Source organism: Streptomyces sp. NPDC050743 (assembly GCF_044456925.1).
Taxonomy (GTDB): Bacteria; Actinomycetota; Actinomycetes; order Streptomycetales; family Streptomycetaceae; genus Streptomyces.
In genome coordinates this window covers 13,491-33,104 of the sequence record NZ_JBITGJ010000053.1, presented here as the reverse complement: position 1 = coordinate 33,104, position 19,614 = coordinate 13,491, and the positions used below count along the sequence as shown (strand labels likewise).

Below are 19,614 nucleotides of genomic sequence, written 5' to 3'. Positions count from 1 at the left end.
TGCGCCGCGCCTGCGGGCCTGTCAAGTGGGTTGAAGCGGTGGTCGTTGCATCCCCGAGGCAATCGGTTGTGGTGACGTGGCGGACATCCCTAGACTGCGCCCGTGAGCACGCGCCCCACCCTGTCCGACGTCGCACGACTTGCCGGGGTTCACCAAGCCACGGCGTCCCGTGCCCTCAATCCCCGCACGAGCGGTCGAGTGAGCCCGGTGACGGCCAGGCGGGTCAGGGCCGCCGCGGAGGAGTTGGGGTTCACCCCCAACACCGCCGCCCGCAGCCTGCGGACGAACCGTTCGTTCACGGTCGGGGTCCTCATGCCGGACCTCACCAATCCGCTGTTCCCGCCCATGGCACGGGGTATCGAGGCGGCCCTTGCGCCTCGGGGCTACACCGCACTGCTGGCCAATACGGACAGCGACGAGGACAAGGAGCGCCACCAGTTCGACGTCCTGCTGGGGCGTCAGGTCGACGGGTTCATCGTCGCCACCGCGCGGCGCACACACCCGCTGCTGGACGAGGCGCGCAAGTCCGGAGTGCCCATCGTGCTCCTCAACCGTTGCACCGACCGGAAGCTCTTCCCGTTCGTCGCGGGCGATGACAGCGCCGGTGTGTCGCTCGCGGCCGAGCACCTGCTGGAGCGAGGGCACCGCTACGTCGCCCATGTGTCCGGCCCACAGGACATGTCCACTGGGATCACCCGAGCCCGGGCCTTTCGGCATGCGATGGAGAGCGCAGGGATCGGCCCGGACCAGGCGCCGGTCATACCGGCCCGGGCGTACACGGTGGCGGCGGGAGAGCAGGCCACGGGCGAACTTCTCGACCGCCACCCGGCCACCACGGCGATCGTCGCCGGCAACGACCTGATCGCGCTCGGAGCGCTGCATGTGCTGCGCGCCAGGGGACTGCGCTGCCCGCAGGACGTCTCCCTGGTCGGGTTCAACGACATGCAGTTCGCGGATGAGTTCCAGCCGCCGCTGACCACCGTTCATGTGCCGCATCACGAACTCGGCGCGGAAGCCGCACACCTGCTGCTGGAACTGCTGGACCGCTCGGAGCTGTCGCACGACACCGTGTCGGCGGCCAAGACAGTGCTGCTGCCCGTGCATCTGGTCATCCGGGAATCGACCGCGGACGCCGTGGACCGCAAGCCGACGCGCGGCTGAGACACATCCCGCAAAGACATGCACGAGGTCAGCTGTGGCCTGACCGCCGAAGACGCTCGCCGGCAGGCTGTGCGGGCACGATGTGCAGGCTCTGGCCAGGCGGGCTGCCCGGCCAGGACCCATGCCTGTGAGGCCGTGTCATCAGTGCTGCTCGCTGGAGAACACCTCAGGATGACGCAGTAGCTCGAGGCGGGTGCGCTTGATGTGGCCGATGAGCACGTGTTCGGCCGTTTCGACGTCTCGTCGCTGGATGGCCTCGATGAGCAGCCGATGCTCCGCGTTGATGACCCATTTGCGGTCAGGGCCGGCCAGCCGGGTGAAGGCGCGACGATAGTGCTGTGTCATGTCCCAGTATCGGTTGACCATGCTGTTGAGCTCGGTGACGGTGCATCCGCTGTAGGTGAGTGTGTGCAGCTCGCGGTCCAGGCGCAGAAAGTCCTCGACATCGTCGGAGGCCTCGATCTGCGCCTGGATCTCCTCGAGGCGGTCGATGTCGGCGTCGCTCAGCGCTGCGAGTGATTCGACCAGAGCCAGGGGCTCGACCCGTTCGCGGATCTTGTAGGCGATCTCGCAGTCGCGCTGCTCCATCGTGGCGACCCACGCTCCGGTGCTGGAGCGCAGCGTCACCAGGCCAGAGGATTCCAGGATGCGCAGAGCCTCTCGAACGGGCAGGCGGCTCGCGCCGAACTGCTCGGCGATCTCGTCCTGGACGATGCGTTCACCAGGTGACAGCTGGCCGGCGAGGATCTGCTCGCGCAGGTGCTCCGCGATGCGCCTGCTGGCCACGCCCGGCCTGAGCGCTGCCTTAGTGCCCGCCACGTGCCCTCCGGTACTTTTGCATGGTTTGCGCTGGTGAGGGGAGCCTATCGAAGGCCTTACCGTCCGGGTACGAGACCAGTTCGAACTGCATGCCCCACGGTGCGAGGAAGTACACCCACCGCTGGCCTGCGCTGGGTCCCTTGCTCGTGGTCGGTTCGCCGAGCACCCGGACTCCGCGTTCGTGCAGGTATGCCACGGCCGCGTCGAGATCCTCGACGTACAGGGCGACGTGGTGACCGCCGACGTCGCTGTTCTGCGGCTGTTCGCGGCGCCGGTCCGTGGCCTCGTAGTCGAACACTTCGAAGATCGCCGCTCCGCCGCAGCGGAAGAAGTGCAGGCGGCGCATCACCGTGTCGGCCGCCACGTTGAGGTGATCGGCCATCCAGGTTCCGTCGTCCTGGTAAGGGCCGAGTGTGTACATGTACTCGCACCCCAGGACATCGACGAGGAAATGCCGTGCCTCGTCGAGGTCGGGGACCGTAAATCCGAAGTGATCGACCCCGGCCAGGCCGGGCAGTCCGGATGCTGACTCCCTCACGAGTTCCTCCATTGGATCCGATCGACGTGTGCTTCAGCCTAGTAGGACCTCGGTTTCAGGCATAGTCCTCGCCAGTTGCTCCACATCTTCAGTTGTCAGCCTTGTCGTTGGATCCAATGTGTGTCAGGGTCCGGCGTGTATCAAGCCACGTCGAGGAGGCTTCATGGCCACGCACCACCGGCTGCGCGCGGCGTCGAACTGGGTGGAACTGCGGGCCACCGACAGGGACTGGGACAACGTAGACGGCGATGACCTGCGCCGGATGCTCAGTCACCTGTTGTGGATCCGCTCCTTCGAGGAGTACGTACTGGAGCTCGCCGGCCAGGGGCTGATCCACGGCCCTGCGCATTCGAGCATCGGACAGGAGGGAGGAGCCGTCGGCTCGGTGCTGCCTCTGCGCAGCAGTGACGTCATCAACGGCACCCACCGCGGCCACCACCAGTTCCTGGCCAAGGCGTTCGCGCATGTCGCCGATGCACCGTCCGGATCACTGGCGAAAATCACGCCGGGCGTGCGGACAGTTCTGGAGCGCACGCTGGCCGAGATCTGCGGTCTCGAACGGGGGTTCTGCCGGGGCCGCGGCGGATCCATGCACCTGCAATGGCGCGAGGCCGGCGCGATGGGCACGAACGCCATTGTCGGCGGCGGTGTCCCGCAGGCCGCGGGCTTCGCCTGGGCCCACCAACAGGCCGGTACCGATGCCGTGTCGGTGACCTACTTCGGTGACGGCGCCGTGAACATCGGCTCGGTTCTGGAGACGTTCAACCTCGCGGCAGCATGGAAGCTGCCCGTCTGCTTCTTCATCGAGAACAACCAGTACGCGGTATCCACCCATGTGAGCGAGGCGACCGCCGAGCCGCGGCTGTCCGCCCGTGGCCTGGGCTTCAACATCCCCAGCTGGCGTGTGGACGGCATGGACCCCGTGGCTGTCCAACTGGCGATGCAGGAGGCCCTCGACTTCATGCGTTCCGGAGGCGGCCCCACGATCGTCGAGGCCGAGGTCTACCGGTTCTTCCACCAGAACGGTCCCTACCCCGGCAGTGCCTTCGGGTACCGGGACAGGGCCGAGGAGAAGAGCTGGCGCGAGCGCGACCCGCTCGAGATGCTCAAGCGGCAGCTGCTGCGCCGTGCGCTGGCAACCCGGGAAGAGATCGACCAGGCGGCCGTCGACATAGCCACCACCATGTCCGACATCGGCGACGAGCTGCTGGAACCGGTACCCGACGGCAAGCCCGGCCAGCGGCGGATCAAGGCGTCGGAGTGGCCCGAGTCGACCTTCGTCGACGTCGGCGTTCGCGGTGACCTCAGCGAGTTCGACGAGGGCGTGCGGTTCGAGGAAGCAGAGAGCTTCACCGGCGCCACAGACACCGTCAAGTTCATCGACGTGGTCAGCAAGGTCATGCAGCGGCGCATGGCGCAGGACGACTCCATCGTCGTCATGGGCGAGGACGTCCACAAGCTGAAGGGCGGCACGAACGGTGCCACCAAGAACCTCGCCGAGAACTTCCCCGGGCGGATTCTGGGTACGCCCATCAGCGAGAACGCATTCGTCGGCCTCAGCGGCGGCATTGCCCTCGACGGACGCTACAAGCCGGTCGCGGAACTGATGTACGCCGATTTCATGTGGGTGGCAGCCGACCAATTGTTCAACCAGGTCGCCAAGGCCCGGCACATGTTCGGCGGCGACAGCGACATGCCCTTCGTGCTGCGCAGCAAGATCGCCGCCGGCACGGGCTACGGCTCGCAGCACACCATGGACCCCGCCGGAGTGCTGGCCACCGCCCCAGGCCTGCGCATCGCGGCGCCGAGCACCCCCTTCGACTACGTGGGGATGATGAACGCAGCCCTGCGCTGCAAGGACCCCGTCGTCGTCCTGGAGCACGTCGACCTGTACAACTCGTCGGGCATTGGACCGGTCGACGACTTCGACTACTGCATCCCGGTCGGCAAGGCCGCGTTCAGGCGGCGCGGCCAGGACCTGACCGTCATTTCCTACCTGTCGATGGTGGACCGCTGCCTCGAGGCTCTGGACGCGGTCGAGACGGTCGACGCCGATGTCATCGACCTGCGGTGGCTCGACCGGGCCGGCGTCGACTGGGAGGCGATCGAGGAGAGCGTGAAGAAGACCAACAACGTTCTCATCGTCGAGCAGGGCGCCGTCGGCACGTCCTACGGTGGTTGGCTCGCCGACGAGATCCAGCGCCGCCTCTTCGACTGGCTGGACCAGCCGGTGCAGCGCGTGACAGGGGCTGAGTCGTCGCCGAGCATCAGCAAGGTCCTCGAGCGCGCCGCCATCGCCGGCACCGAGGAGATCATCGCCCGGCTCCGTCAGATCCGCGACGCCGGCTGAGCTCGCCGCATTCCCGCAGTCGAGAGGACACAAGGAGAGGTCATGGCCAAGCTGCTGCACATGCCCGAGGTGGCGGCAGGATCGACCGAGGCGTTGCTGTCGCAGTGGCTCGTCAAGGAGCACGGCAGCTTCGGTGCCGGGGATCCCATCGCCGTCATCGAAACCGACAAGGCGATGGTCGAGCTGGAGGCGGAGCATGACGCGACGCTGGCCGGCATTCTCGCCGAGGCCGGCAGCACCGTGGAGGTCGGCTCACCCATCGCGGTACTAGTGGATCCAGGCGAGGACTTCACCGACCTGAACGCCGTGCTCGGCCGCCTGGGGATCGCCCGAGGACCCTCCACGGACACCACCGCGCGGGCCGGCAGTACCCCCGCCCCGCTGCCGGAAGGACCGGGCGCCGCACCGACTGCGACCGAGGAACAGGAACGGATCTTCGCCAGCCCCCTTGCGAGGCGATTGCTGAAACAGGCCGGACTGTCGCTGGCCGACGTCCACGGCACCGGACCGCACGGGCGGATCGTCCGCAAGGACGTCGAACGGGCGATCGCGGCCCGAGTGGACGGTGGCGCGGCTGCGGCCAACGGCTCCGCCGCCCAGACCTCAGCGGCGGAACCGACCAATGTCAGCCGGAACCCGCCCGAGGCAGCCAGGCCACAGGCGCCGGCTTCGGAGGCCGGGAGGCAGGCCGCGGCGGCCCCGCCCGGCCTGGCTGAAATCATCCCGCACACGCGCCTGCGGCGTGCCGTTGCCGCCCGCCTGACCCGGAGCAAGCAGCAGGCCCCGCACTTCTATCTCAAAGGCAGTGCCCGCATCGACACGCTGTTGGCTCTGCGCAGTGAGGTCAACCAAGTCTCCGCCATCCGCGTCTCGGTCAACGACTTCGTCATCAAGGCGGCGGCGTATGCGCACCAGCAGGTACCGCAGATGAATGTCGTATGGCAGGACGAGACAATGCTCCGCTACGCCTCCGTCGACATCGGCGTTGCCATCGCCTCCCCCCGGGGCCTCGTCACCCCCGTCGTCAGGTCCGTGGACGCGCGACCTCTGGGCAGCGTGGCCCGCGAGGTCAAGGACTACGTCGAGCAGGCCGGCGCCGGACGGCTCGCCCAGAGCCACCTTGAGGGCGGAACCCTGACCATCACCAACCTCGGCATGTTCGGGGTGGAGGAATTCGCCGCCATCATCAACCCGCCCCAGGCGGCCATCCTCGCCGTCGGTGCAGGCCGCCGAGAGCCGGCGGTCAGCGACGACGGAACACTTACCACGGCGACCGTCATGCGCGTGGTGCTCTCCGTCGACCACCGGGCCGTCGACGGCGCCGACGCGGCGCGCTGGATGAGCGAGTTCACCAAAGCGGTCGAGCAGCCGATGCTCCTGCTCCTTTAGCCTCGCGCTTCCGCGTGCCCAGCAGACTTGGAGGCCTTGATGACCTAGCTGGTCTTCGGCCGGAAGCCGGCTGTTGCCTGCCGATGGAAGTCCGGTCCGGGCAGCTGCCCGGAGCCCCGGTGAGAGATTGGCGGCGTCGGGGGAAAAAACGCCCGGCGTCGAGCCATCATCTAAACCCTGCAGGGGGAGCGAAGCGGTCTGCCCTGCCTCCGCGGCGGGTGGACGGTGCACGGCCTGTGGGTCGCGTGCCACGGATGACCGCAGGGCGGCTCCGCGGCAGGACCAGAAAGTCCGGGTCCGGGGAGCGGGCGTAGATCGAGATCGTCGCCCGTCGCCCGGCTGCACAGCCGGCACTCCAAGGAGATGCCCCCGCCCGCTGCAATCGTTCGCATTGCGGACAGTCCGATGCGACGGCAAGACCATCCGACCCCTTGACACCATGTGGCGCACTCCACAATATGTGGGCAGCGTGCAATCGATTGCCAACCGTCTGGTCACAACTGCGGCCGCTGTGACGACCAGGCGACCCTTGTCCAGCCACTTGCCCTTCTCTCGATCGGTCGCAGCGCCTGGATCGGGCGGTGCCACATCCGATTGCAAGGACCGGCCGGTGGGTGTGCCGTTCAAGTCGAACCGGTGACGCTGCGCAACCCGGCTGAAGGGACGGCGGCCGCGCAGCCCACATCCTCGCCACTGCTCCACCAGGTCCGCCCAACTCGGCTGCGGACCGGCCGACTCGGCCACCGGCCTGGTCGGTGCGACGACCTCACCACACGCCACTCACGAGGACCACCCATGAAACGCAACGCACGTCGCCGGAATGCCTTGACCGCGGTTGCCGCTGCCTGCGCGCTGGCCGCGACCGGCTGCGCCACCTCTGGCTCCGATGACGCCGGATCAGCGCACGGCCCGCTCGTCATCGGTGCCTCGGTGTCGCTCACCGGGGACTTCGCCGATTCCGGTCAGGCTGTCCAGCGCGGTTACCAGCTGTGGGCCGACTCCGTCAACGCCAAGGGCGGCCTGCTCGGCCGCAAGGTGCAGATCAAGATCGTCGACGACCTGTCCAGCCCCACCCAGGTCATCACCAACTACCAGAATCTCATCAACCAGGACCATGTCGACCTGGTGTTCGGTCCGTTCTCCAGCCTGCTGACCATACCGGCGGCACAGGTCGCCAAGCGGTACGGATACGCCTTCCTCGAGCCGGCCGGCGGTGGTCCGAAGGTCTTCGAACAGCACCTGAACAACCTCTTCTTCGTCCAGCCGGCGCCCTCCACTCGCTCCGGTGATGTGTTCGCCAACTGGATACTGTCGCTCCCGGCCGACAAGCGGCCGAAGACCGCCGCCTACGCGGAGCTGGACGACCCGTTCGCCGCCCCGGTCGCCGAAAGCGTCCGGGCCAGGTTCGAGGCCGCGGGCATCAAGACCGTGTACAAGCAGGTGTATCCGGCCGAGACCCAGGACCTCTCTCCGGTGATGTCCGGTGTTGCCGCAGCTCACCCGGACGTCCTGGTCGGTGGCACCCAGACCCAGGACGCCTACCAGCAGGTCAAGGCACTGGTACAGCTGCACTTCAACCCGAAGTTCATGTTCCAGTCGAACGGCGCGAACTCCCCGCAACAGTTCCCCGACAAGGTGGGTGCCGGCAACACCACGGGCGTCATGTCCTCCGGTGACTGGTATCCGGGGTCCACCGCACCGGGTAGCGCCGGATTCACCGCCGAGTACCTCAAGAAGTACGGCGGCACCCCGCAGAAGATCGACAACACGTCCGCCGAGGCCTACGCCTGCGGGCAGTTGCTGGAAGAGGTCGCCAAGAAGACCGGCAAGCTCGACAACGCCACGATCACCCAGTCCCTGCACTCGGGGAGCTGGCCCACTCTGCTCGGGAACATGGCTTGGAGGGCCGATGGCTCTCCGACCGGCGAGTTCTCCCTCGTCCAGTGGCAGGGCGGCAAGCTCGTGCCCGTCTACCCCGCGGGTGTCGCCCGGGTCGCCCCGGTCCACCCCAAGCCGAACTGGGGCGGGTGACACACGCCATGCACAGCCTCATCCAGGCGCTCATCCTCGGCCTCCTCACCGCCGGCGTCTATGCGCTCATGGCCTCCGGGCAGACCCTGATCTTCGGCATCATGAAGGTAGTCAACCTGGCGCAGGGAGCGATGGTCATCCTGGGCGCCTACCTGGCCTATCAACTGTTCACCTCCTTCGGCCTCGACCCGTTCCTGGCCATCCCGATCACCACGGTCGTGATGTTCGCGCTCGGGGTGGCGGTCGAGGTGTGCTTCCTGCGGCCGCTGAAGAGGGAGGACCGCTCCGAACTCAGCCTGCTCGTCACCTTCGCCGTCGCCCTGCTCGTCGAGGGCGTCATGAGCGTGGTGTGGAAGACCAACTACCGAAGCGTCAGCACCTCCTACAGCAACGCCAGCTGGTCCGTATTCGGCTACCAGATCACCTTGGTGCGGCTGTGGGGCTTCTTGCTCTCGCTCGTCGCCCTCGGCCTTCTGTATCTGCTGCTGAACCGGACGCGTTTCGGCCGGGCCGTGCGCGCCACCGTGCAGAACCCGGATGCCGCCCGCCTGCTCGGCGTCGAGGCCCAGCGCGTGTCCGCCCTCGGCTTCGGGCTCGGGTCGGCAACCGCGGCAGCAGCCGGCTCCGTCTACGGACTGCTGTATCCGTTCAACTCCGGCAGTCACTACGACCTGATCTCGTTGCTGCTGTCCATCGTCCTGCTCGGTGGTCTGGGCAGCGTGGTCGGGGCCGTGATCGGTGCGGTGATCGTGTCGGTCTCCTCCGCCGTGGTCGCCTCGACACTCTCACCGTCCTGGTCCGGGATGACGTACTTCGTCATCATCCTCCTCATCCTTCTCCTGAGGCCGCGAGGCCTGTTCGGCACCGCGACCCGGGGGGCCATATGAAAGCGTTCCGTGGCGCAGCAATCGCCATCGTCTTCTTCGGGCTGCTGGCGGCCCTGCCGTCGTTCAATCTGGCGCACTGGGCGATCAACATGCTGATCTTCACCCTGATGTTCGCGGTGATGTCCAGTGCCTGGAACATCGTCGGCGGGTTCGCCGGCTATCCCTCCCTCGGCCACGCCGCCTTCTTCGGTATCGGCGCCTACGCGGAAGGGCTGTGGTTCGCCCACCACTCCGTCACCAGCGGCTACGAGCCGTTCTGGGCGCTACCGGTGATCGGCCTGCTCGGTGCCGTCCTCGGCCTGCCCATCGCCGCAGTGGCGATGCGCACTCGGGCCGATGTCTTCGCCATCGTCACCATCACGCTTCTCTTCGTCACCCAGACCCTTGCGTTCAACCTGCACGGCATCACTGGAGGCGCCCAGGGGCTGGCCCTGCCACAGCCGCCCTTCTCGGGAGCCGGATTCGACCGGCCCTTCTACTACGTCCTGCTGGTGCTGCTCGCGATGGTGATGGCAGTCACGTACGCGATCATGCGCACCAAGGTCGGACTGAGCCTGGTCGTGATACGCGCGGACGAGGACAAGGCTCGCGGCATCGGCGTTCGCACCACCGGAGTCAAACTACTGGCCTTCGCCCTCAGCGTCGGCTTCACGGCCATGGTGGGCGCGGTGTGGGGCTACTACGAGGGCTTCATCTACCCGCAGTTCGCCATCGACCCGCTGATCACGATCGCGATCGTCCTGATGACCTTCCTCGGAGGTCGTGCCACCTTGTGGGGCCCGGTCATCGGCGCCTTCATCCTGGAATCCGCCCAGCAGTACCTCGCCTACCAGCTCGGCGGCAGCCAGGTCTACCTCATCGCCTACGCCCTGGTGTTCCTGCTGATCATGCTGCTACTGCCGCGGGGCATCCTGCCCACCGTCCAGGACCGGATCCGGCGGCGGAGCCGGGCCAGAGTCGTCGCCGCGGGCCTGTCCACCCCGCGAACGGCCCCCGGCGCCCCCGTGCCGACGACAGAAGGAGGGCACTTGTGACCGCACTGCTCGAGGTGACCGACGCCACCAAGTCCTTCGGCGGAACGCGGGCGGTCGACTCCTGCTCGTTCGCCGTCCAGCGCGACACCGTCACCGCCCTCATCGGCCCCAACGGGTCGGGCAAGACCACCCTGTTCAACCTGATCACCGGATACCTGCGGCCCGACAGCGGCCAGGTACGGTTCAACGGGCGTGAGGTCACAGGCCTGGACGCCGGTACTCTCTACCGGCGCGGCCTGTCCCGCACCTTCCAGCAGGCCCGGGTCTTCCCGCAGCTGAGCGTCGAGGAGAACCTGGTGGTCGCCGGCGGCTACAGCTGGCGGCAGCTGCTGACCCGGCGGGTGAGCCGAGCCGACCGGCAGCGGGCGGGCCGACTGCTGGAGGAGTTCCGGCTGGCACCCGTCGCCGACCTGCTGGCCTCGGAACTCTCCTACGGCCAGCGCAAGTTGCTGGAGTTCGCCGCAGTGCTGATGAGCGACCCGGAGCTGGTGCTCCTGGACGAGCCCACCGCGGGCGTCAACCCGGTCATGATCGAGACTATGGAACGCCACATCCGGCAACGGCACGCGGCTGGAGTCACGTTCCTCATCGTCGAGCACGACATGACCTTCGTCATGCGACTGTGTGACCCGGTCATCGTGCTCGACCAGGGAAAGCGGATCTTCACCGGCTCACCCGACGAGGTCCAAACCAATTCTCTCGTCCTCGACGCCTACCTGGGGAGCTGACCATGGCCCCGATCCTCACCCTGGACGCCGTTGTGGCCGGATACGGTGCCGGTGACATTCTGAAGGGCGTACACCTGACCGTCGAACCCGGCACGGTCACGTGCCTGATCGGCCCCAATGGTGCAGGGAAGTCAACCGTTTTGAAGACCATCAGCGGGCTGCTGCGGCCGAAAGGGGGCACCGTCGCCTTCCGCGGCAAACCCCTGGGCAAGCTCTCGCCCAGGGAACGGCTGGGGCTCGGTATCGTCCACGTTCCCCAAGACCGCAGCTTGTTCCCGGCGATGAGCGTGTGGGACAACCTCCTCATGGGCGGCTACACCCTCAAGGACCACAAGGTGGTGCAGACCCGCATCGAACGCGCCGTCGAGGCCTTTCCCATCTGCACCAAACGGGCGCGGGAGCACGCCGGTTCCCTCTCCGGCGGCGAGCAGAAGCAGGTCGAACTCGCTCGGACTCTGATCCTCGACCCCGCACTCATCCTTCTCGACGAGCCCTCCATCGGCCTGGACCCCAAATCCCGGCAGCAGGTCTTCACCAGCATCCGGCAACTCGCCACCGACGGCCGCACCGTGCTCCTTGTCGAGCAGAACGCACGCTCCGGTCTGGCCGCCTCCGACGTCGGGGCCGTCCTTGAAGCAGGCCGGGTCCGCCTCGTCGCCAGTGGTGCCGAACTGCTGGACGATCCTGAGGTGGCCCGCCTCTACCTGGGAGCCGCGCCGCGATAGGTAGCACGCCAACGGTTCCTTACCCGCAAGCCCTGCCCACGGACACCGACCGCGGGCAGGGCAGCGGCCGTGCCCGGGCAGCCACCCGTCCGGTGGCGGCCCGGCAGCTGCGCTCCCCTTGCTCTATTTGGCTTCCTCGCTGTTTTGGCGTTGCTGTCCTCGCCTGCCTTCACCAGTCCCCGACGTCCCCTCGCCGGGAAGCGCTTGGTGCTGGCAGGCGTGAGCAGCCCACCTGTTCCCTGTCACTTTCCCCGTTTGCCAGGCCCCTGTTGTGCAGGATTACACAACAGCCGCCAGCCGGTTGCCCGCCAGTATGCGGCGGGCGTCAAAGGGTCAGGGCCGGAAACGCAGCCGCCGCTCGGGAGCGGCTACCGCTGAGTCCCGGAACCTGTGATCGGCTCAGAGACTGCCCGGGCGGACCAGGCCGGTCCTCTTCACCCCGGTCAGGATGGGGATGACCTCAAGGGTGGTGATGTGTTCGAGGGCGCCGATGGTCTCGCTCAGGAAGTGGTAGAGCGCGTCGAGGTCGGTTGCCGCGACGGCCACAAGGAGATTGGCCGAGCCGGTGGTGGCGGAAGCGAAGCGGACCTGTGGGTGGCGGCTGAGCTGTTGTCCGGTCTCCTCCAGTCCGCCAGGTGCGACGGTGATCCACAGAAGTGCCTCGGTCCGGACGCCCAGCCGGGCGAGATCGACTTCGGTCGCGAGTCTGAGTACCTGGCCGTTGACCAGTGCCTCTACCCGGCGGCGAGCGGTCAGGGCGGTGGTGTTGGCGCGGCGCGCGAGGTCGGTGTAGGGGGCTCGGCCGTCCTCGATCAGTGCGGTGATCAGCTGGTGGTCGAGGGGCTGGAGGACGGGGCGGGTAGGTGCCGCGGACAGGTCGGGCCGCAGGCTGGTCAGTTCGGTCTGTGTCAGCAGGCCGCCACTCCAGTCGAAGGCGGCCGGGAAGACCCGCAGGAGGACGTGCGAGGTCCACGACTGGACCGCGGGGGTGGCGGGCAGGTCGCGCAGCAGCAGGTTGTTGCGGGCGTCCGGTCCGTCCAGGAACAGGATGGTGCAGATCTCGTCGCCGCCGCCGAGGACGTCGACCTAGCCACCGACGTCCTCTCCTTCGCCTGGCTGGCCGCCACGGCCTGGGGGACGCTGGCGATCCGCCGCCCCTTCACGCTGGGCATCGCCAAGCGCCAGACGCCGCGTGAGTTCTGGGACATGCCGGAGTTCCTCCGCGTCAACAACCACATCACCAGCGCATGGGGCACCGGCTTCACGTTCATCGGCGTCAGCCTGGCCGTCGCGGGCGCTGCGGATGCCCCTGCCTGGGTGAGCATCGCCGCCCATGCCATCGGCTCGTCGGCCCCGCCGTCTTCACGAAGGTCTATCCCGCCCGCGCCGAGGCGCGCCTGCAGGCCGCCCAGGCGCCGGTCACGGTCGTACCGCAGCAGTCGCAGTAGTCCACCGAAGGAGTGCGTACACATGAGCACTGAAGCAAGGAACGTCGTCCTGGTCCACGGCGGGTTCGTCGACGGCTCGGGCTGGAAGGAGGTCTACGACCTGCTGACCGCCGACGGCCACACCGTCACCGTCGTGCAGAACCCCACCCTCTCCCTCGACGGCGACGTCGCCGCCACCAGGCTGATCCTCGACGCGCAGGACGGCCCGACCGTGCTGGTCGGGCACTCCTACGGCGGCGCGGTGATCTCCGAGGCGGGCAACCACGAGTAGGTGAGCGCGCTTGTGTACATCGCGGCGTTCGCGCCCGACAAGGACGAATCCGTCAACACCCTGATCGCCGGCCCGCCGCCCGGCGCGCCCGTTCCGCCGATCCTGCCGCCCCGTGACGGCTTCCTCTTCCTGGACCGCGAGAAGTTCGCCGCGTCCTTCGCCGCCGACCTGCCCGCCGACGAGGCGCGGTTCCTGGCCGACTCCCAAGTGCCATGGGGCGTGGACGCGTTGGGCGGGACCGTCACCCGTCCCGCCTGGCGTGCCAAGCCGAGCTTCTACCTGGTCGCCACCGACGACCACATGATCCCGGCGCCGGCCCAGCGCGCCATGGCCGACCGGGCCGGGGCCACGGTGAACGAGACGAGCGCGAGCCACGCCGTGTACGTGTCCAAGCCCGCCGAGGTCGCCGCGCTGGTCAGGAAGGCCGCGTCGCCCGGAACGCGGGCATGACCGAGGGGATGTCCCTTCCTCGTCACCTCCGGGGCCGCTTCGCACCGGTCCCGGAGGAGCGCGAGGCGGCCGGTCTCCAAGACGTTGGAGGTGTTGTGGGACGCCGGGGCGGATTACCTGCCGAGCTTCGAGCAGGTCGGGGAAGGAGCGCAGTGGACGCGGACGGTCGTCGCCCTGTGTGACGCCCGCCTGTCGGCGAAGGCGGGCGCACGTCCCCTGGCCGGGGCGGACGTGGAAGACGGTGTGGCTCAGCTGGACGCGGTCCTCGCCGAGATCGAGGAGGCAGGGTTCTTGGAGGCTGACGTGCGGGCGGCGCTCGTGGACTGCGCCCGCCGTTGCACCCCGGAGCTGGCCTTTCGGTTGTTGCTGCGGGCCATGGTGGTCGCCGGTGTCAGGTCTTTGACCCAGGAGCAGTACGCGCGGCTAGAGGTCATCGGATCGGCCCTCCACCACGGCGAGTTCGTGGTGGACTCCGTCCGATACTTGGCTGAAGCCGAATAGCCGCGCTCGGCTGGAACCTCGGCACGTGACGGGACCGCTGCACCCCTGTGGTGCGGCGGTCCATCACGTTCCGGCGGTCTGCTGGGCGGTCCACACTCCGGTCGCAGGCGGCGTGCCAGGGGGTGAAGCGACCATCGGTGTGGACGGCGGGCGTGGCGTATCCCGTCTTCGGGCGGCGCCTTCCCCAGCCACCTGGGCCAGGCCGAGCTCATCTCATGGCGTGATCGCGCCGCAGCCGTCTGGGGCACACCGAACCTCAAGCCGATCCGCTGGCAGGTGAGGGACTTGCCGGGCGGGAAAGCGCTCGGTACAAGTGGGTGGTCCTCGGCAGCCAAGTGATCAAGAGTGAGGTTGAGAGGGGCATGGTCCTCTCCGGGTGAATGGGCCATCCGGCTCTGCGGGCGTGAAAGACGCGTTGTGCTGCTCGGCTGCCCCGGAAAGATCGGGTTCATTTCCGGACGGGCAGCAGGCAGCAGGCAGCGGCGGAGACCGGGCCAGCTGCTCGTGCAGTTCGGCAGCGGGCACCGCGCGGGTCAGCGGCTGAAGGTCTGCGTACGGGGCGCGGGATCGCTCTTCGCCGCGCACGCCGTGCATCAGGAGGGAGACCGGGCCTGTGTGGGCGTCCCATGCGACCTCGCGGTTGTGGACCAGGCGCGTGATCGCGGCCCGGGCTGCATCGTTCACGGCTACGTCGGTGGTGTGGCTGGAGCCGGCGGTGAGCGTGCCCGTTTTGACGGACCAGCGCAGACGTCTTTCTTCGGATTTGATGGCGACGGGGACGGTGTTGTGTGTCTTGGCCTGCCGGTGCGCGGTGTGGAGGGCGGCGGTGCCGGTGGCGTCCGGGATGAGGTCAGGGGGCGAGGGATCGGCAGTTGCTGCGTGACGGGCATCGTGACGAAGCCCTGCCGCTCTCGGCTGTGTTGGCGGGGTGGGCTGCCGGGGCCGCCGTGCGACCGCACCGGTCCGACCGTCTGCCCCCATGGCCGCACGCTCACCGTGATGACGGCGTCGGGCGTGATCGGTATGGTCGGGTTGTTCGTTCCAGGCGGACGACGACGATGGCGATGTCGTCGTCTGTGCCGCTGGTGAGGTCCAGGCGGGGGAGGAGGGCGTCGGCGGGGGTGTTCGGCGCCGAACCCGGTGCAGGTGGCGAGGGTGGAGGTGAGGCAGGTCAGGCCGGTGTCCATGTCCTCGTCGCGGCGTTCGATGAGGCCGTCGGTGTAGAGGATGAGGGTGTCGCTGGGGGTGTAGGTGGTGTTGGCTTGGGGCGGGGGATGTGTTCGGGGCGGGCGCCGAGCGGTGGGTCGAGCGCCCGGGTCACCCGATCCCTGATCGCGTACGACCACTGATCACCGTTGGCGAGCAGCACCTTGAGAGCCTTGTACGCGGCGATGGTCTTCTCGAAGCGGCCTGGCGCGGGCCGATGCACTATCAGCAGTAGTAAAGAGACTGCGCCTGCGGGAGAGGCGGTGGCTCCGACGGCGGTGGTCAACGCTTTTCCCGTCGGTTGCGGATGCTCAGGGCGGTGACGGAGACGAGGAACCAGAAGGCACCGAAGGCTGAGTATCCGGCGACGGCGGACAGGCTGCTCGTCGCCGAGGCGGACATGGCGGCGAAGGAGGCACCGGCTAGGACGGACAGTCCGCCGCTGACGATCATGGGCCACTGGGCACCGACGGTGTGTCGACGCCGGATCGCCACGACGAGCTGGATCGCTCCGGAAAGGAGGGCCCAGATGCCGAACACGAGCAGGGTCGTCCCGATGGTGGAGAAGACGGCGGTGATCATCCCGGCGGCGGTGGCGAGGCCGAGAGCCATGTTGGTGGTACCGAAGCGGTCCGTGGAGCCGGTGCCGGCCATGCGACGCTCGAGGAGCGTGGCGATGACGTCCCATAGGGGGTAGACAACGAGCAGTACGGCCGCGATCACTGTGGGCCTGTCCGTCGACACGAGCGAGGCGGAGGTCGTGACGACGAGTGCCACCCAGATCAGGGAGAAGGCGACTCGGATCAGGTAGAGCGATCGGAGCCCGGAGGAAGTCGTCGTGGTCGTGCGCGAAGTCACGGTGGTCTGAGTCATCGAGTGTCCCGTTTTGTGATCGTGATGGTGTGAGACGGTCGCCTCGATGAGGAGTCTCAGAGGTTTTGGGAGGGGCCGTGTACTTCGAGCGAAGTAGTTCTGCCATCCACTTCGAATTGAATGAGTTCCGCCGTCCCCATCGCCCGGACCGGGCTCGGCGTCTACATCATTCGAAGTACACGGCCGCAGCACACGTGCACGAGAATCAGGCCATGGTCAAGGCGCAGAACAATCAGGACGGGCCCGTGGCACCCGTGTGGGTCCGCCGCCCCGAGGCGCTGCACCTCGCCGCCTATTCGGTGGCCGCGCTGGTGTTCACCGGCCAGATCGTGGCAGCGATCCTGAGAGGGTCGGACTGGCCGACGGCCCTCTCCGTGGTCCTCGCCGGTGGCGGTGTCGCCCTCTCATGGTGGAGGCCGTGGGCAGGACTGGTCGTGGCGAGCGCGGCGTCCTTCGCCGTGACAGCGGTGGGCCACGACCCCCTGTCGGTGTGGATGATGGCGGTGCTCGTGCTGTTCTCGGTCACCCTCAGGGGAAAGCAGCCGCTGGCCGGAACCGGCATCGTGGCGGTGTTCTTCCTGGGCGCGTTCATGACGCTGGGAGGATTCCGTGGCGGCGCGATCGTGGGAGCCGCCGCACTCTTCTCAGCGATAGCAGGGGGTGCGACAGGGGCCGCGCTGCGTATCCATCGAGAGCACTGGCGCACCCTGGAGGAACGGGCCGAAAGCGCCATCGCCACGCGTGAGATCGAAGCCACCCGACGGGTGACCGAGGAACGACTCCGCATCGCCCGGGACCTCCACGACGTCATCGGCCACCAGGTCGCGATGCTGAGCCTGCATCTCGGTGCCGCGGAGATCGGGCTGCCCGAAGACGCCGAGTCCTCCCGGCAGGCCCTCGTCTCAGCCAGGTCCAGCGCCCGCACCGTCGTCGCCGAAACGCAGCGGATCCTCGCGCTCCTCCGCCTCGGAGACGACATCTCCGACGACGAGGCGCTCCGGCCGACCCCGGCGCTCAGCGGCCTGGAAGGCCTTATCGCCTCTTTCGAGAGCATCGGCCTCGACGTCCGGCCGTCCGTCGACATGCCCGCCGGTTTCGTGGAGCCCAGCGTCGGCGTGACGGTCTACCGGGTCGTTCAGGAAGCACTCACGAACGCCTACCGGCATGGAGAGGGGGCGGCAACGGTGGATGTGCGCGAGCGCGACGGCAGGATCTGCGTCACCGTGGAGAACCGCGTCGGCCACTCACCGCGGGGCTCCGGCTCGGGCAGCGGACTCGGACTCGTGGGGATGCGCGAACGCGTCGAGTCCTCCAACGGGCGGCTGACGATCGACAGTGACGACGGGCGATTCCGGGTCCATGCGGAGTTCAGCCCCCTGGGAGCCGCCGTATGACGACGCAGATCCTGATCGTCGACGACCAGGACGAGATAAGGGCCGGCATCAAAGCGATGCTCCGGCTCGACCCAAGCCTCGTCGTTGCGGGTGATCTCTCCGATGGACTCCAGGTCGTCCCCTTCCTCCGGGACCACCCCGTCGACCTGGTCCTGATGGACATCCGGATGCCAGGCATCGACGGTGTCGAGGCCACCCGCCGGATCCGCAAAGAGTACCCACCCGAAAAGATGCGGGTGATCGTGCTGACCACTTTCGACCAGGACGACATCGTTCTCGCCGCCCTTCGCGCGGGCGCCAACGGTTTCCTGAGCAAGACCGTGAGCCCCGCTGAACTCGTCGCCGGAATCACCGAGGTCGTTGGCGGTGGCGGTGCGCTGTCGGCCGCCGCGACGGCCGCGCTCATCGGTCACATGACCAACAGTCCGCCCCCGGTGATCGACCAGGAACTGCTGCGACGCTTCGACGCCCTTACACCCAGGGAGCGGGACGTGGTCGTTCTCGTCGCGAGCGGTCTCGGCAACGACGAGATCGCGGCCCAGATGTCCGTGTCGCCGTTCACCGTGAAGACGCATGCGGTGCGGGCCATGACGAAGGTCGGCGCACGTGATCGAGCGCAACTCGTCTCGTTCACCTTCCGGGCCGGCCTCTACCCCTGAGCCTGCCGAGCAGAACCCCGAAACAGGTGGCCGCCACGGCGAAGCCGCGCGGCCCGGCGGGCGGGCCGGCGCGGGCACATACCTGGAAGTCCTCGCCGTCGCACGGCGCGAGCGGCGTTCCTGGACCTGTACCTGCGGAGCAGGCTCGCGCCACGGCAAGGCAGACGAGCTCGGAGTCGGTCAGCAACGGCGGCCGTCCCATCCACCGGGTCTCTCCGATCTCGTCGTCGATCTTCACACAGCGCGGTCAAGAGGGTGTTCGGGAAACGTGGGGGCACGGTGATCGACATCGACGAGACGGGCGTCTTCCTCGGCCTGGACGTCGGCAAGAGCAACCATCACGGCCACGGACTCACCCCGGCCGGGAAGAAGGTCTTCGACAAAGGCCTGCCGAACGGCGAACCCCGGTTGCGGGCAGTCTTCGACAAGCTCAAGGCCAAGTTCGGAACCGTCCTGGTGGTCGTGGACCAGCCCGCCTCCATCGGCGCCCTGCCGCTGACCGTCGCCCGCGACGCCGGCTGCAAGGTCGCCTACCTGCCCGGACTCGCGATGCGCCGGATCGCCGACCTCTACCCGGGTGAGGCCAAGACCGACGCGCGCGACGCGGCTGTCATCGCAGACGCCGCCCGCACCATGCCCCACACCCTGCGCTCCCTCGAACTGGCCGACGAGATCACCGCCGAGCTGACCATGCTGGTCGGCTTCGACCAGGACCTGGCCGGCGAGGCCAACCGCACCTCCAACCGCATCCGCGGCCTGCTCACCCAGTTCCAACCCAGCCTCGAACGCGTCCTGGGACCCCGCCTGGACCACCCCGCCACCATCTGGCTCCTGGAGCGCTACGGATCCCCGGCACGGCATGGCACGCCAGCACGCCCGCGCGCCCAGACCCACCGACCGTCCCGGCGGCCCCGGTGCGCTGCCCAGGCCACCGCGCGCGCCCCGGTGCCAGACCGCGGCGGTGAGCCGCTTCGGGGCGGGGGGCCGGCGCGGGGTGATGGCGGCCGATCAGTTCAACCAGATCGCCAACGGACTGTTCCCGTCAGAGTGAGCAGAGGCACGGTAGTTGCCACATATCAGACGTGTCGTCGCCGTGGCTGGGTTGGTGGGCGTTGCAGCCAGTTGAGCGTTGACGCCGGTTGAGGTGGCA

16 protein-coding genes and 2 pseudogenes are annotated in these 19,614 nt (G+C 68.1%); 13 read left to right on the top strand and 5 right to left on the bottom strand.

From position 1 onward, the window contains the following. Window positions 1–102: 102 nt before the first annotated feature. A complete protein-coding gene (locus tag ACIBJF_RS34980) occupies window positions 103–1,161 on the top strand; it encodes a LacI family DNA-binding transcriptional regulator (protein ID WP_399179883.1) in 1,059 nt (352 codons plus the stop codon). Window positions 1,162–1,302: 141 nt separating this feature from the next. Here the strand turns inward: ACIBJF_RS34980 and ACIBJF_RS34975 are convergent, their stop codons facing one another. After that, complete coding sequence (locus ACIBJF_RS34975; RefSeq protein ID WP_399179881.1) at window positions 1,303–1,980, bottom strand: GntR family transcriptional regulator; 678 nt, start codon at window positions 1,978–1,980, stop codon at window positions 1,303–1,305. Then, window positions 1,967–2,518: a VOC family protein gene (locus ACIBJF_RS34970; RefSeq protein WP_399179879.1), complete on the bottom strand. Its 552-nt coding sequence runs from the start codon at window positions 2,516–2,518 to the stop codon at window positions 1,967–1,969. Before ACIBJF_RS34970 ends, ACIBJF_RS34975 begins: the two co-directional genes overlap by 14 nt. A gap of 163 nt (window positions 2,519–2,681) precedes the next feature. On the opposite strand from ACIBJF_RS34970, the gene ACIBJF_RS34965 reads away from it, so the two are divergent. The 7 genes from ACIBJF_RS34965 to ACIBJF_RS34935 all read left to right on the top strand — a co-directional run bounded on the left by ACIBJF_RS34965 (window position 2,682) and on the right by ACIBJF_RS34935 (window position 11,662). Then, window positions 2,682–4,868 carry a thiamine pyrophosphate-dependent enzyme gene (locus ACIBJF_RS34965; protein ID WP_399179877.1) on the top strand — a complete coding sequence of 729 codons (2,187 nt, stop codon included), beginning with the start codon at window positions 2,682–2,684 and terminating at the stop codon, window positions 4,866–4,868. A gap of 42 nt (window positions 4,869–4,910) precedes the next feature. After that, a complete protein-coding gene (locus tag ACIBJF_RS34960; RefSeq protein WP_399179875.1) occupies window positions 4,911–6,257 on the top strand; it encodes a dihydrolipoamide acetyltransferase family protein in 1,347 nt (448 codons plus the stop codon). Between the two features lie 795 nt (window positions 6,258–7,052). After that, window positions 7,053–8,288 (top strand): amino acid ABC transporter substrate-binding protein, encoded by a 1,236-nt coding sequence (locus ACIBJF_RS34955; protein ID WP_399179873.1) that lies wholly within the window; start codon window positions 7,053–7,055, stop codon window positions 8,286–8,288. A gap of 8 nt (window positions 8,289–8,296) precedes the next feature. Then, complete coding sequence (locus tag ACIBJF_RS34950; protein WP_399179871.1) at window positions 8,297–9,175, top strand: branched-chain amino acid ABC transporter permease; 879 nt, start codon at window positions 8,297–8,299, stop codon at window positions 9,173–9,175. Then, a complete protein-coding gene (locus tag ACIBJF_RS34945; RefSeq protein WP_399179869.1) occupies window positions 9,172–10,209 on the top strand; it encodes a branched-chain amino acid ABC transporter permease in 1,038 nt (345 codons plus the stop codon). The genes ACIBJF_RS34950 and ACIBJF_RS34945 overlap by 4 nt, the downstream gene beginning before the upstream one ends. Continuing rightward, complete coding sequence (locus tag ACIBJF_RS34940) at window positions 10,206–10,937, top strand: ABC transporter ATP-binding protein (protein ID WP_399179867.1); 732 nt, start codon at window positions 10,206–10,208, stop codon at window positions 10,935–10,937. Before ACIBJF_RS34945 ends, ACIBJF_RS34940 begins: the two co-directional genes overlap by 4 nt. Before the next feature lie 2 nt (window positions 10,938–10,939). Further along, the gene (locus ACIBJF_RS34935; RefSeq protein WP_351208768.1) at window positions 10,940–11,662 is read left to right on the top strand and encodes an ABC transporter ATP-binding protein; all 723 of its coding nucleotides are present in this window, start codon (window positions 10,940–10,942) and stop codon (window positions 11,660–11,662) included. A gap of 399 nt (window positions 11,663–12,061) precedes the next feature. Here the strand turns inward: ACIBJF_RS34935 and ACIBJF_RS34930 are convergent, their stop codons facing one another. Further along, window positions 12,062–12,475, bottom strand: a complete 414-nt coding sequence (locus ACIBJF_RS34930; protein WP_399179932.1) for an Lrp/AsnC family transcriptional regulator — start codon at window positions 12,473–12,475, stop codon at window positions 12,062–12,064. Window positions 12,476–13,132: 657 nt separating this feature from the next. On the opposite strand from ACIBJF_RS34930, the pseudogene ACIBJF_RS34925 reads away from it, so the two are divergent. Then, window positions 13,133–13,831 (top strand): annotated as a pseudogene (locus tag ACIBJF_RS34925) (alpha/beta fold hydrolase). A 93-nt stretch (window positions 13,832–13,924) separates the two neighbouring features. Further along, the gene (locus ACIBJF_RS34920) at window positions 13,925–14,332 is read left to right on the top strand and encodes a hypothetical protein (RefSeq protein ID WP_399179865.1); all 408 of its coding nucleotides are present in this window, start codon (window positions 13,925–13,927) and stop codon (window positions 14,330–14,332) included. A 686-nt stretch (window positions 14,333–15,018) separates the two neighbouring features. Here the strand turns inward: ACIBJF_RS34920 and ACIBJF_RS34915 are convergent. Together ACIBJF_RS34915 and ACIBJF_RS34910 are read right to left on the bottom strand one after the other, a co-directional pair. Next, window positions 15,019–15,678 carry a SpoIIE family protein phosphatase gene (locus ACIBJF_RS34915; protein ID WP_399179863.1) on the bottom strand — a complete coding sequence of 220 codons (660 nt, stop codon included), beginning with the start codon at window positions 15,676–15,678 and terminating at the stop codon, window positions 15,019–15,021. Window positions 15,679–15,820: 142 nt separating this feature from the next. Then, window positions 15,821–16,411 (bottom strand): DUF308 domain-containing protein, encoded by a 591-nt coding sequence (locus tag ACIBJF_RS34910; RefSeq protein ID WP_399179861.1) that lies wholly within the window; start codon window positions 16,409–16,411, stop codon window positions 15,821–15,823. Between the two features lie 212 nt (window positions 16,412–16,623). Between ACIBJF_RS34910 and ACIBJF_RS34905 the strand changes: the two genes are divergently transcribed. The 3 genes and pseudogenes from ACIBJF_RS34905 to ACIBJF_RS34895 form a co-directional block, all read left to right on the top strand. Beyond that, window positions 16,624–17,805 carry a sensor histidine kinase gene (locus ACIBJF_RS34905; protein ID WP_399179859.1) on the top strand — a complete coding sequence of 394 codons (1,182 nt, stop codon included), beginning with the start codon at window positions 16,624–16,626 and terminating at the stop codon, window positions 17,803–17,805. Then, window positions 17,802–18,464 carry a response regulator gene (locus ACIBJF_RS34900; RefSeq protein WP_399179857.1) on the top strand — a complete coding sequence of 221 codons (663 nt, stop codon included), beginning with the start codon at window positions 17,802–17,804 and terminating at the stop codon, window positions 18,462–18,464. Before ACIBJF_RS34905 ends, ACIBJF_RS34900 begins: the two co-directional genes overlap by 4 nt. Before the next feature lie 279 nt (window positions 18,465–18,743). Next, window positions 18,744–19,319, top strand: a pseudogene (locus ACIBJF_RS34895) (IS110 family transposase); the annotation flags it as partial. Window positions 19,320–19,614 lie beyond the last annotated feature (295 nt).